This window comes from Clostridioides sp. LIBA-7602 (assembly GCF_056688945.1).
The window spans coordinates 271,396-285,175 of sequence record NZ_CP196991.1 but is presented as its reverse complement, the minus strand read 5'-3'; the positions used below and the strand labels follow the sequence as shown (position 1 = coordinate 285,175).

General features: G+C 27.0%; 12 protein-coding genes. 2 read left to right on the top strand and 10 right to left on the bottom strand.

Annotated elements, in window-relative coordinates:
• Positions 1 to 153: 153 nt before the first annotated feature.
• Positions 154 to 369 (top strand): hypothetical protein, encoded by a 216-nt coding sequence (locus ACTG45_RS01660; RefSeq protein WP_021364155.1) that lies wholly within the window; start codon positions 154 to 156, stop codon positions 367 to 369.
• Positions 370 to 374: 5 nt separating this feature from the next.
• Positions 375 to 668, top strand: coding sequence for a spore coat protein (locus ACTG45_RS01655; protein WP_479917919.1), 294 nt, complete (start codon positions 375 to 377; stop codon positions 666 to 668).
• A 247-nt stretch (positions 669 to 915) separates the two neighbouring features.
• On the opposite strand, the gene ACTG45_RS01650 is transcribed toward ACTG45_RS01655, so the two are convergent.
• From ACTG45_RS01650 to ACTG45_RS01605, 10 genes are all read right to left on the bottom strand, one after another.
• Complete coding sequence (locus ACTG45_RS01650; protein WP_479917918.1) at positions 916 to 2,979, bottom strand: sulfatase-like hydrolase/transferase; 2,064 nt, start codon at positions 2,977 to 2,979, stop codon at positions 916 to 918.
• A gap of 17 nt (positions 2,980 to 2,996) precedes the next feature.
• Entirely contained in the window at positions 2,997 to 3,722 is a 726-nt protein-coding gene (locus ACTG45_RS01645; protein WP_479917917.1) for a sugar phosphate nucleotidyltransferase, read from the bottom strand.
• A gap of 345 nt (positions 3,723 to 4,067) precedes the next feature.
• Positions 4,068 to 4,799: an HAD family hydrolase gene (locus ACTG45_RS01640; RefSeq protein WP_021382659.1), complete on the bottom strand. Its 732-nt coding sequence runs from the start codon at positions 4,797 to 4,799 to the stop codon at positions 4,068 to 4,070.
• Between the two features lie 87 nt (positions 4,800 to 4,886).
• The gene (locus tag ACTG45_RS01635; protein ID WP_021382650.1) at positions 4,887 to 6,152 is read right to left on the bottom strand and encodes a class II D-tagatose-bisphosphate aldolase non-catalytic subunit; all 1,266 of its coding nucleotides are present in this window, start codon (positions 6,150 to 6,152) and stop codon (positions 4,887 to 4,889) included.
• A 91-nt stretch (positions 6,153 to 6,243) separates the two neighbouring features.
• Complete coding sequence (locus ACTG45_RS01630; RefSeq protein WP_021382617.1) at positions 6,244 to 6,552, bottom strand: PTS fructose-like transporter subunit IIB; 309 nt, start codon at positions 6,550 to 6,552, stop codon at positions 6,244 to 6,246.
• 87 nt (positions 6,553 to 6,639) lie between these two features.
• Positions 6,640 to 7,695, bottom strand: a complete 1,056-nt coding sequence (locus ACTG45_RS01625; protein WP_021382645.1) for a PTS fructose transporter subunit EIIC — start codon at positions 7,693 to 7,695, stop codon at positions 6,640 to 6,642.
• Position 7,696: 1 nt separating this feature from the next.
• Complete coding sequence (locus ACTG45_RS01620; protein WP_021382613.1) at positions 7,697 to 8,149, bottom strand: PTS sugar transporter subunit IIA; 453 nt, start codon at positions 8,147 to 8,149, stop codon at positions 7,697 to 7,699.
• Entirely contained in the window at positions 8,146 to 10,176 is a 2,031-nt protein-coding gene (locus ACTG45_RS01615; RefSeq protein ID WP_479919673.1) for a BglG family transcription antiterminator, read from the bottom strand. Before ACTG45_RS01615 ends, ACTG45_RS01620 begins: the two co-directional genes overlap by 4 nt.
• Positions 10,177 to 10,437: 261 nt before the next feature.
• Positions 10,438 to 12,681, bottom strand: a complete 2,244-nt coding sequence (locus ACTG45_RS01610) for an EAL domain-containing protein (protein ID WP_479919672.1) — start codon at positions 12,679 to 12,681, stop codon at positions 10,438 to 10,440.
• 326 nt (positions 12,682 to 13,007) lie between these two features.
• Entirely contained in the window at positions 13,008 to 13,589 is a 582-nt protein-coding gene (locus tag ACTG45_RS01605; protein WP_479919671.1) for a sugar O-acetyltransferase, read from the bottom strand.
• Positions 13,590 to 13,780: the final 191 nt, after the last annotated feature.

Here is a 13,780-nt window from a genome sequence, read left to right as displayed (position 1 = left end):
TTAAAATTCATTTTATCCTCCTAAAAAATTTTATGAGTTGATTAAAATTTGATATAAATAGAATATAAGATACTGTAAAAAAATGTTATGGTTATTTCATTAAAAAGGAAGACATAATATTAAAGAATAAATTACAATATAGGAGATGATTAAATGAGAATACTTTCAGAAACTGAAAAAATATCTTTAGCAGCTGTTATAAAAATGGAATCTGATGGATTACTTATGCAAAGAGCAATAAATATGTTAATATCAGATGAAGACCTAAAAAGACAATCAGAATCTAGTATATTAGCAACAGAAGGAAGAATTAAAGCTATGCAACAATTTATAGTTGAAAATGAAATACTAATTTCTGAGGAGGTATAAACAATATGAGAAATATGATAGAAAATCTAATTAAAAACAATACTTATATAGACGATAAAGTAATAATATTAAGTATGCTTGCATCTTCTAAAGCATCTGCTAATATGTACCTTAACTCTGCATTAACAAGTAGTACCCCTGAATTGAGAGCTATATATTCAGCTTCACTAACTCAAATGGTTGAAGGTCATACAGCACTTACAGAATTAAGTATTAATAAAGGATGGGTTAAGCCATACGACAAGCCTATTCAACAGTTAACATGTAGTTATAAGGAATCTCAAAACGTTATCGATTAGGCTAAATAAAATATATTCCTAATTATTTAACTTTAACTAGATAATAAAAAAGAGATATCTCAAAATAAAAATTTGAGTATCTCATTTTTTGTACAAGAAAAGAAAATAGTTTACCGAAAAATCTTTTTTATTAAATTTGATATATAGAAATTCTTACTACCTAAATTCAGTAGTTCTATTTTAAAAGTAGAATGTTTATTAAAATAAAATAAACTGTATCTATTTAATATCTAAATAATTTTTAATATTAATATTTAATATTTCTCTTTATATGATTATATACTATCTCTCTATAATACTCTAAAATGTCATTATCTTTAATTTCTTTACCTTCCTTTTTATCAAAAACAGAATCACTATATTCATCAAAATTAATTGTTCCATCTATATTAGTAATATCTTTTGTTTCTAATATATAACAATATTTATCATTATTAACCATAGCTTTATAAGTCTGACCAGGATATATTGATTCACTATAAGTGAACTCACGACCTTTACCTCCTAGTGTCTTTGGAAGTACACAATCATACTTCGATAAATCATATTCTATATTTGCCAACTTCAAAGTTATAGGAATTAAATCCATATTACTTATATACTCAGTATTATCATTGGATATACTTCCAGACCCTCTAACCATTAATACATTATTAGTTATATTTGATTTTAATAAAAAATCATCTTTGCCTAAAAATGAAGCACCATGGTCTGAAAAAATACTAATTAAATACTCTTCTTCAGAGTAATTTTGTAATATATAATCATAGATTTGCTTCAAATTACGATCTAATTGTCTAAGAGCTACTTCATATTTTTTAACAGTTTCCTCATGATATTCTTGTCGTACACTTACACCTAAGTTCATCTTTGATAAAGATGTCTCTATATCTAAAGATGTTTGATTAACAATATTATAATCAATTCCACGGCATTCAATATCTTCTATTGGCTTGTGAACATCGTTTAAAGACATAAATACGAATTGATTCGTTTCTTTAAATGACTCAATATGTTCAATAACATCATTAATTAATATTGAATCACAAAATCCTAGACTATTCTTAAAAACAGTTCTGTCAAATCCTCTAAAACCACTACTGTATGGAGCAATTGCATATGACCCACCTATGTTTGCAGTGAAGTATTCATTTTTTTTCATAATCTCACTAAATAAATCTATGTCATCTGGAAATTTATATCCCGTACTATGATGTATAAAGTGATGATTAGTTGTGTATAGACCTGTAAATACACTTGTAAAAGATGGATATGTCCACTCTCCTGTTGTATAGCAATTTTTAAATATAATTCCTTTATCAAAAAACTCTTTTGTATAAGGCATTGATTTATATTCTGTTTCTGATAAATATTGTTGAGATAAAGAATCTATAAATATAGTGAGAACTAATTTTTTATTATTTTCTTTAAATCCTAATTCGATTGGTTTTCCAACTATAATATCTTTATCTGAATTCAAACTAACTCCTTTATCTACTCTATAGTACTTAAAAAAATCAGGTGGATCTACTTGTTGTGATTTTAAATTAGTATTTCCAACTTTAAAATCAATAACTTGATTATATTCAGTTGTAGCTATTGGAACAATGTATTTTCCATTATCTAAATTAAATTCCTTTGTAGTCATAGATTTAAAACTCTCTATTGGACATATTGAATATAAATTAGGAATATTAAGACTCATACATATTTTTTTTTGAAGGTCTCCTAAAGAATTATAATATGTATCAGAGTAAAAACATATATAGTCATTATATTCAATGTTTGAATTTTTATTGAAATACTCACCTACCATAACTTTCCATTTATCATCATAAAAGTATGTAGGAAAACTAGTAACACTTAGCTCAATAAATCCAAAAAATCTTTTTAAGTCCTCAATTACACTTATGTCTTTTATATTTTCAATACAATAATCAATAAGATTTTTTACTTGTTCATTAGCATAAACTAATTTATCATCTACATAATCATATTCTGGAAGCTTAGCAAAATGTTTTAAGAATGTCACACTCAACATAGCTGCTTTAATAGCATCAGAATATTTACCCTTAGCAATCAAAATATTTGCTAAATAAAAGTTATTATCATAATTATTGGGCCTAAATTTCAAAGCCTTTCTAATATGTTCTTCCGCAAGTTCATATTCTTCTGCAAAAAAATATGTAACTGCACGCGCAGTGTGAATCTCACTGTCAAAAGGTAATACTTGCTCATATTCATTAATATAATCTAGTGATGTTTTTACATCAAAAGATTCTTGGTTCATTATTTTATTTAAAATTCCCATATAAATTCCTTCCTAATCTACTTAGAGTATTGTAAAGACTTGTTCATCATAAAATTATTATTTTGAACTATACATCTTTCTGAAAACTTCAAATCTTCTTCAGTATCTATTTCAAAACAATCCTTAAAATCTATTTTCTTAATGTACATATTTAAATTCTCTTTATTTTGCATTACAACATCATCCCAAAATAAACTTCCAAAATCTCCACTACTTACTGTTTCTTCTAATTTTTTTGCTATAATATTTCCATCTGTTAATGACCAGTAGGACACACCACATAATATATAGCCATTATTATCACCAACATACATATCATAAATCTTGTCATTTTTATCAAATTCAAATATATACTCATTATTAAAATTTTCCCTATAAAAAGTAAAATAAGTAGATTTATTTATATCTGGATCTATAAAGTTATTATATAAGTATACATCTCCCTCTATAACATAACTATCAGGTAAATACTCTCTTAATAAATACATAGTATAAATATTATTATACATATCGTATTTATCATTATATATTAATTCCACATTATATTTTTCTGATAAATAGTAAAACTCTTCTTTTAGATATCCTACAGCCACTTTTATATCTCTTATACCCTTTTCCAATAGACATTCTATTTGGGTTTCTATCATTGGTTTTCCATTAACTTTAACTAATGGTTTAGGCGATTCCAAAGTTAATGGTCTCAATCGCGTCCCCATTCCCGCTGCTAAAATTATTGCTTTCATATCTAACCCTACCTTCCAATTGAATATTGTGCTTGTTTATAAAATTTAATCTAGTATTTATTTTTGTTATTTTAAGGATTTAAATATAATATAAATTTTAACTTATCATCCTTAGTATAATTCATCAAAGTCTATATAACTTAAATTAATAACTACCTATCCTTTTATTTATCGGACAATTTGTTAAAAAATTTATATTATCAATACAGAAAGTTTTTTAAATTAAAAAGTACTTTAATATTCTTTTAAATATTAAAGTACTTTTTCTAAATAATCTATTTTTTAATATAAAACAAATTATTTACAATTTAAATATATGATTTTACATATATATTTTTAATTATTTTATATAATTCTATTACTAATATTTGATTTACTACATACTTTTATAAGTAAAGACAATAAATCCTTATATTTCAAAATTACAAAATCAGGCTTATAAAACAATTCTTCTACTCCATGACCTCTATGATTCATCCAAACACTCTTCCATCCAGCTTTTCTAGCACCTACTACATCATTTTTATAAGAATCGCCTATATAATATGTATTTTCTCTATCTAGATTCATGACATTCTCAGCCACTCTAAAAATATTGATGTCTGGCTTAGAAAAACCAACCTCACTAGAAATAAAAATATGATTTTTGTCAACCCATTTTTCAATATTCAACTGCTTTAACTTCATCCTTTGATGCGCTGATGGCCCATTCGTTATGATTCCTATATTAATATTTCTTTCTTTAGAAAAATTCAAAATCTGCTCAATTTCTGGTATTAAAGTAATTTGTGATTGCTGATATATATACTCATCTTGAAAATTTTGAGCATCCTTTTCTGTAATAGGATTTCCTAATTCTTCAAAAGCCTTCATTATTCTATATACATGCATTTTCTCAATTGGCATCTCTCCACTCTCAGTCAAATGGAATACTTCATCACTATATTTTCTACTGCTTATATATAAATCTTCAACAGAAACACCTTTTATTGAAGAAAACAACTTATCATATGCAATATAAAAAGGTGTCAATTGGTTGTATAAAGTATCATCTACATCAAAAATTAAATTAATCAAAATATTAATCCTCCTAAATTTAATAGTGGTAAGTATAATTATAACTATAAATACCTAGTATAACAATACTTACCACTATAAGTCCTATTATTTATTTAAAATTCTTGTAGTAACACCTTTTAAATTATAACATTCTGCATAATCACGTAAAGGTCGTTTAATATGGTCTACAACAAATCTTTGACCATCAATATTATTTTTGCTTAAATTACTATAAAGCACTTCTATCTCTCTTTTAACATCATCATTGTTGAATGTATAATGACCTGCAATATCTAATATCTCATTAGATAAAACTTCATCCTTAAATATTTCTTCAGTAGTTAGATTTTTCTGTTCTCCCATTACCCACTTTCTCCAACGTCCACATTCTATAGCATCGACAAGAAGAACGTGTCTAATATTTGAAGTTTTTTCAATTAATCCTTCTTCCTTTAGTTTTCTTTCAACTTCTGCTAGTTTCAAGTATGCTCTAGTCTCTTCAGTGCCATATTGAGGAGCAACATTTGTAGCAATAATTTGAGAAGGTATATGTTCTAATAAAGTTACATCATCTAAATAATCTCCATTATGCTCTTTTAAGCCAACTCCATACTTTTTAGCCATTTGAGCTAAATCATAAGCATTCTTAAAATTAAAAGTGCCTACTTGCTCTGTTTTTCTAGTTAGAGTCCCTGTCTGACCAACTATAAATGTTGGCATTGGTAAATCTCTCTTTTCAAGTTCAATTTTTAATCTAGTTATAAATGTTTCATATGTCTCAGTTGAAGTTAATCCTCCATTTGTTTCCTCTGTCCCAACTTCATAGCCTATTTCTGGTAGGTTGAGTCTTCTTCTTTCATTTTCACAATATTCAATTAATTCTACAGTTCTTTCTAGGACTATATCTAAAGGGATTACCTTTCCCATTTCAAACGGGTCTTTTGTAGGGTCAATCATTAATAAATCAAAACCTGCCTCGATATCAGCTAAATAAGATTTTTTTCCTAATTCCATGGCTTTGTCAACAGGCAAATGGTCATTTCTTTCTTTGTCTCTTTGCCATGGGCCTCCATGATCTCTGCATAAGTAATATAAACCATCAAATCCAACTTTATCAGCTATCTTCTTAATATCCTTTGTAAAAGTTTCTTGATTCCAACCATTTACATAACCACCACCTAGTTCATCTGCATCTACTTGATTTCTGCTGGCAATAAACATTAAAGGAAAATCATCATCTTTTGCTAGTTCAAAACTTGCCTGTAACAAGTTTGGTGACATAGGACCAATTCCTAAAAGTGTTGCACTTTTCCCCTCTTCTTGTAAGTCTAGTAGTCGTTGTACGACAGTCTTTATTGGTAATTTTTTCATGACTATATCTCCTTTTATTCTATTTTTAAGATGTATTTAATAGAATTAATATCAAATACATCTTAATGTTATATGTAAAATAAATCAAACTTTATTGAAAAGTATCTTTTATTTTCTTAATTAATGCATCAGATTTTTTAATTATGTCAGAAACACTCATTCTTACAACTTTTTTTCCTTTAAATCTATCCATATTTCTAATTTCAACATCATTAGTTAGTATTACACAGGCTGCTTCTTCAATCTCTTTAGGTAACAACTCATTGTCTATTCCAGAACTCCCCTGAGTCTCAACCTTTATTTCTATACCAAATTTTTTTGCTGATAATTCAAGTGATTCAGCTGACATATAAGTATGTGCTACTCCACTAGGGCAAGATGTTACTGCTACAATTTTCATATTCTTATCTCCTTTAAAATTAGAATTTTGTATGATTATTTTTATAATAGGTTTTCATATAAATTAACAGTATTTATATCTATATATCTATAATTCTTCAAATACTAGTTCAATAGAATCGTCTATATCTTCTTCAATTTCTTCGTCTTCTTTTACATCCTTCTTTACTAATTTCATTAATACTGCAACGACTATTGCTCCAGTTATGACTGATGCAATATATCCCAATCTATTATCAACAACTGGTAATACTATCAGACCTCCCCAAGGTGCATGATTTAAACACCCCAATAAAAAGGCCATAATGTTTCCTATAATCGACCCAGCCATAATACATGGAATTACTCTAACAGGGTCTGCTGTTGCAAATGGAATCGCTCCTTCTGTAATTCCAACACATCCCATTAATAGAGAGGCTTTTCCTGAGTCTCTTTCCTCTTTACTAAATTTTTTTGGGAACAATAATGTAGCTAACCCTAATCCAATTGGAGGTATACAAATTGCAACACCAACTCCTCCCATTAAATATGGAAGTGTATCAACTTGAGTTTGGGCAAAAGTCGCAGCTACTTTATTTATAGGACCGCCCATATCAGAAGCTATCATTCCTCCTAGGATACCACCTAAAGGTATTTTAGAAACACCAGACATTCCATTCAACCAATTAGTCATCCATGTCATAAAAGAAGCTATAGGTTCTCCAATTAAAAATACAATTATACCACCTGTAATCAATGTTCCAAGCAAAGGATAAATGAATATTGAACCTAAAGTTCTCATTGTAGGTGCCAATTTAATTTTCTTTAATTGCAAAACAACAAATCCTGCTATAAATCCTGCTATGATACCACCTATAAAACCAGCATTTACTTCTTTTGCTAAATATGCACCTATCATACCTGGAGCTAACCCTGGCTTATCTGCCATACTAAATGCTATATAACCACCCAATATTGGAATAAACAAAGCTAGACCAGCAGCTCCAATTTGATTAAGTTTAGCTAGCCATCCAGTTTCAGGAACAGCAGCTTGTCCACTTAGAGTTACTGATAGAGCAAATAATATACCTCCAGCAACTACAAATGGAATCATATATGAAGTTGCTGTCATAAGATGTTTTTGTAAAAACTTTAAAATCCTCATTCTAATCTTCCTCCCCTATTTTTTCTTTTATAAGATTATAGACTGTTTGTTCGTCTGACTCTCTAATTTGATTTCTAAAACTTTCATGCATTAACAAACGTGCAAGCTTTGATAAAATCTTTAGATGAAGATTATTTTCATTGTCTTTTGCCACAGATATTAAAAATATTAAATCTACCTTTTCACCTTCTTCTGTCCATTCAATAGATGTATCAAGTTTTCCAATTGTAATACAAGAATCCTTAACTCCAATACTTTGACTGTGAGGAAGGCCTATACCATGCCCAATATAGGTTGACAGTGTTTCTTCTCTCTTTAAAACATCTTCTAAGAATTGATTCTTTTCTTTCAGATAACCCTCTTTTGATACTACATCTACTAATGATATAATAGCCTCTTCTTTTGAAGTTGCTTTCATCTCAAATGAACATTTTACATTGACTAATTTGCTCATTCAGTGACCTCCTTCTCATATTTATGAATTAAACATTCTGCTTCTTCTTTTGTCTTTACACTTTCTAACATAGTAATAAAATTGGTTTTATAAACCATTTTAGTTAAATTAATTATTGCAGGAATTTGCTCCTTTTTATCTCTACTTGCTAGACAAAATATGATTTTAACTTTCTTATCTCCAAATTTGACTGATTCTTTGCATATTAATAAACTTATTGAACTTACTTTGACCAATGAACTATCATTACCATGTAACAAAGCAAATTCCTCATCCTTTACAGCATAGAAACCTACATTATTTAGAATATCTATAATATTATCAGCATATTGTGCTGACACAAAATCACAATCAGCAAGTATATTTGAACTAATTTTCACAGCATCTTCCCATTTTATTTCTTTATCAATCACACTTATTGTATCAATACCTATTAAATCACTTAGTTTAAGCTGTCTAGATAGCATTTTCTCATCACTATATCCTAGTTCTTGCCATATAATATTCAGTACTCTTTTTTGAGCATCTTCTTCTAAAAAATCTAATCTCTTTTTAATTGATATGTAATTGGTCAAGACATTCTTTCTTTTTATTCCTTTTTCTTCAAGTTTTAAATAATCGTTTTCTTGTAAAAAAGGATTAATCTCTATAATTGTTTTAGGTAAGTCTAATACTATTTTTGATGTTGTTACGATAAAATCTATATTTTCCCAGTCTTTGTAATCTTGTAATTTGTATGATGGAATGCTATCTACTATATTTATTTGATAGTCATTTATTAAAGTATCTTTTAATATAGCAATTACACCATATCCAAATCCACAAACTAATAATATATTTTTATAATTGTTACTTTCGTTTCTTTGTACACTTCCTAAAAAATGTATTGCTAGAAGTATTATTTCATTTTCATTTTTTATTTGATTTAACATCCTATTTTTTTGTACAGAAGTTTTGGTAGCTTCAAGTACATATTGATATTTATCTGGTATTACATGGAATAACTCTTCATAAATCTGTATATTTTGTTTGATTCTCTCTATCAATGGAGCGATATGATTAAGTAGACCTTTATAAAGAATCATATCTTCTTTAAAATCAATGTTCAGTATTTCAGACATATTATAAATTAAATCCTGAACTATTATCTCTGTACTAATTAAATCCATATCTTCATTTAAACTTGCATACTTATTTGTAAAAAATACAAAACTATTTAACAATAAAATCTGTTCTTTAGTTAACTTCTTTTGAATGATTTGTTCAAATTCTTGGTCAAATTTATTCTCAAAATATGGTTCACTCAATGAAGAAGATTCTAAAGGATGTTTTTCATCTGAATGTATGTACCATGTAAAAAGAAAAATATTTGATACATACCATGTAAAAGACTCATCATTTAGAGTCCAGCCCATTTGTAAAAGTAAATCTGTAGACCAATTATATATATCATTCAAGGAAAGTCCTTTGAATATTTTTTCGATTACCTTCACTATATACTTCTCAAACACGCTTAAATCAGATTTTTCTTTACCAAAAAGGTAAGAATATAATTTTAATATGTTTAACCTTTGTTTGTATATAGTATCTTCATCTCCATTTATTTTGAAAACTTTATCATAAGTAATAGTTATTTGATTTCTCTCTAGTTCATTTGATAAAACATTAAGGTCATTTTTAATCGAACTTCTAGAAACTTTAAACTCTTTGCTCAATTTTTCTAAGTTTAACTTATCTATTTTAAACATTGATATAATCTTCATAATAGATACTCTTTCAGTTAAGGAAAATACATAGTCATTATTGTCTATATATACTACTTGGAAATCACTTGGAATAATTAATGAGCCTTTATTCATTCTTTGTATTAGTGGTTTATTTAATGATTGCAAAAGAACATTTAGATTGTCTATGTCATATCTAACTTTTCTTTCTTCTATGCTTAACTGTTGACTAATTTCCCGGTAACTTGTCTTACTTTTATCTTTTAGAAAATTCATAATGAGTAACATTCTTCCACTTATCATACTTTCCTCCTTTCAAAATAATTAGAGTTATAAAAACAGCAAATTTTATATTATTATGTATATTTTACTTTCTTTATGTCTGAAAACAGGAACTGACTTTCTATATATTCAGAATAATACAATAAAGCTTTAACGACAACTTACAACATTTGAAAATTGTTTTTACAAAATCTGTAGCTGTCTTTTTTATTAAATATACAAATAAAAAAAGCAGGTTATATTTTCAATCATATAACCTGCTCAGATTTTTCTTTTAGATATTTAATCATTCGATATTTTTAAACTTTTTATTTTATTATCAGCATATGTGAACTCTTCAAATTCAGATATTAATAGTGGTTTAGAGAAAACATAACCTTGAATATAATCACATCCTATACTTTTTAGAAACTCAACTTGTTCTAACTCTTCAATTCCTTCAGCAATTATCTTCATACCAAGTCTTTTGCCAAGTTCAATAATAGACTCAATAACTACCTTACCACGGTCTATATTATTTTTGCTGACAAAGAATGAACGGTCCAATTTAATTATATCAACTTTAAAATCTTTTAATATCCCTAATGATGAGTATCCAAATCCAAAATCATCTATAGAGCACTTAAATCCCTTAGAATGAATATCATTTATTACATCTATAGCTTCTGGATTTTCTAAGAAGATAGATTCTGTAAGCTCTAAATCTATCAGATATGTTGGTACATTATATTTATTACATATAAGTTCATATTTTTCTAAAAAAGACTTATCATTTAAATGTTGTCTTGATACATTAACAGAAATTCTCAATACTTCTTTACCTTCTTTTATCCATTTAGAAATCAATTTGCATGTCTCTTCAAGTATATATAAGTCTAATTTACATATAAATCCACTTTTTTCGAAAAGAGGAATAAAATCACTTGGATAAATTATACCTTTTTCTGAATTTCTCCAACGCACAAGAGACTCTGCTCCACTGATTTTACCATTTTTTATATCAATTTTTGGTTGTAAACATATAAAAAAATCTTTATCTTCAAGGGCTTTTTCCATTAAATTTGAAATTTCCTTCTCAGATATTAATCGCTTTCTTTCTATATCACTATAAAAAGAAAAATCACTTTGATGAGCTTTGTTGAAGCTTTTTCTTGCTGTATTTGCATAGTCTTGTATTGTGATTAAATCTTCATTACGATTTTCAATAGTGTAAATACCTGCTGATATTCTTAAAAAGTACGGATTTTCTCTACTCTCATTAAAATAATTTATATCAGCTTCTATTTTATACAATAACTCTAAAACTTCTAACACTGGTCTATTTTTAATAAACAAATAGAAAAGGTCTGCATCATGACGACATAGAAATTCTTCATTTTTAGTAATATTTTTAGATAAAACATTATAAATATGTTTGAGTGTCATGTTTCCTTTATCACTACCAAAGCAATCATTTATTAACTTAAACTCCTTTATATTTATCGCTATCATCATATAGGTACTATCTGGCGATTCTGAAATTAAGGGTTTTACTAACATACTAAATTTGGTTTGGTTAATGCCATTTGTTATATTATCTAAATATGCAATATTTTCTATTTGATTTACATATTTTTTTCTTATAGTATATAAAAGCCATGTTATAATTCCAATAATACATGTAACTATAAACGTCATTATTATTGTAAAAGAGTTTAGCTTATTAAGTTCACCAAGTACAGCTTCTTCAGGCACTATAAGAACAAAATACCAATCATTTAGACCTTTTGTAATTGGATAATAAGTTAATAAACATTTTATATCTTTTGATGATGTTATTATAATATCTCCTGACTTTTCATTTTCAAAATCATTAAGCATCTTTTGAGCCCAAGGCTCATTTATAGAATCTTTATATTTGTAACTAAGGTCTTTTATTAATTCACTGTTTTTTCCTATAAAAAGAGGGCTTCCCTGTCTATTAATAATTTCAATAGTTCCTTTTCCATTAAAATTATCTATTTTAAGAATATCATTCATACTTTCTTTATCAGATACACCTATTAAAAGGCTAGAAATCTCATGGTTATCATCAAATATAGGCACTGTATAGAGAACAAACCCTAACGATTCTATTACTTCTGAGTATTCTTTACCTTCTATTCCTTTTTTATATGAAACAGTATCCTTCAAGTCAAGTTTTTTTCCACTTAAAAACTCTGCCTTACCTTCTAAATCAATTATTCCAATGTCATAATACTTATAACTAGTCTTTCTTTTAGATAAGTACTCATATCGACTATCACCCTCATATTGTTTAATAAAATCTGCCATTATTCTTAAATCAGATAAGATAAATTTTATTTTAGAATCAACATTCATTACAATTTGTGTAGATACATCCTTTAAATAGCTTTTAGTTTGTTTATTAGATATATTGTGCAGTTTTATGGTACTGAAAATAATAATTACAAGGATTGAAATAATAAGTGAATATAAGATTATAGACAAAACTAAACTATTTTTCTTATACCTTGATAATTTCATTTTTTGTCCTCCAGGTTATAAATCTATTTTTTAAATGTATATTAGCACCTACAAATTTCTCTACTAAGAATCTATTCATACTATATTATAGTATCCTATTTCTTAATATTCAAGAATTCCATATTAACATTATGTTAATAATTCGTAAATAATATCTTTATTAATCAATCATATGAGATATAATTCTTTATGTGCATAAATATGGTAAATGGAATAAATACAATGCCTAATATCTATTAATAAAAAAAACTACCCCTAATTTTGAGATAGCTCTTTATTTTAATAATGTCTTCGATATTTCATGAATAAATATATTACAATAGTTCTCACTTATTTTCTCTAATAACATGACAAGGATTACCATAAGCTATAGTATTAGATGGTATTGATTTTGTCACAACACTTCCTGCACCAATAGTTACATTATCTCCTATTGTTACACCTGGTAAAATAATACTTCCTCCACCAATCCAAACATCATTCCCAATTTTAACTGGAGCTGTTATAGTTTTACAAAACTTAAATCCATCATCAGTTTTTTCTCCAAATCTATCTTTAGCATTTGTTGGATGAAAAGCTGTATATATTTGCACATTAGGTGCAATTAAGGTATTATCACCTACTATTATTTCATTATCATCTAAAAAAGTACAATTCATATTCACTTCACAATTGTTTCCAAAATAAATGTTATTTCCATAGTCAACATAAAAAGGTGCCGTAATCCATATATTCTCTCCTCTTTTACCTAAGAGCTCAGTTAAAATACGTTCTTTATTAATCTTGTCATCTGATTTCAAATTATTATACTCTCTAGTCAAATCTTTTGCCTTATGCCATTGATATAACAATTCCTTATCTCCACAATCATATAACTCTCCTGCTAACATCTTTTCACGTTCTGTCATCTCAGCCTCCTACAATATCCCATTGTAAATTTTAACAAACTGTAAATACAACTTATACTCATTACAACAAATATAACACAAACTATATTTGTATTACAATTCATCATTATATTATTTTTTTATTTATTTTTAAATTTTAACACCTAAACTAAGTATTATTTATTATTTCATTAAAAATTTAATGTTATCAT

Coding starts and splice junctions, on each gene's coding strand:
- ACTG45_RS01660 (WP_021364155.1), top strand. CDS start 154: ATGAGAATACTTTCAGAAACTGAAAAAATATCTTTAGCAGCTGTTATA.
- ACTG45_RS01635 (WP_021382650.1), bottom strand. CDS start 6,152: ATGAAAAAATTACCAATAAAGACTGTCGTACAACGACTACTAGACTTA.
- ACTG45_RS01620 (WP_021382613.1), bottom strand. CDS start 8,149: ATGAGCAAATTAGTCAATGTAAAATGTTCATTTGAGATGAAAGCAACT.
- ACTG45_RS01650 (WP_479917918.1), bottom strand. CDS start 2,979: ATGGGAATTTTAAATAAAATAATGAACCAAGAATCTTTTGATGTAAAA.
- ACTG45_RS01615 (WP_479919673.1), bottom strand. CDS start 10,176: ATGATAAGTGGAAGAATGTTACTCATTATGAATTTTCTAAAAGATAAA.
- ACTG45_RS01610 (WP_479919672.1), bottom strand. CDS start 12,681: ATGAAATTATCAAGGTATAAGAAAAATAGTTTAGTTTTGTCTATAATC.
- ACTG45_RS01605 (WP_479919671.1), bottom strand. CDS start 13,589: ATGACAGAACGTGAAAAGATGTTAGCAGGAGAGTTATATGATTGTGGA.
- ACTG45_RS01630 (WP_021382617.1), bottom strand. CDS start 6,552: ATGAAAATTGTAGCAGTAACATCTTGCCCTAGTGGAGTAGCACATACT.
- ACTG45_RS01625 (WP_021382645.1), bottom strand. CDS start 7,695: ATGAGGATTTTAAAGTTTTTACAAAAACATCTTATGACAGCAACTTCA.
- ACTG45_RS01645 (WP_479917917.1), bottom strand. CDS start 3,722: ATGAAAGCAATAATTTTAGCAGCGGGAATGGGGACGCGATTGAGACCA.
- ACTG45_RS01655 (WP_479917919.1), top strand. CDS start 375: ATGAGAAATATGATAGAAAATCTAATTAAAAACAATACTTATATAGAC.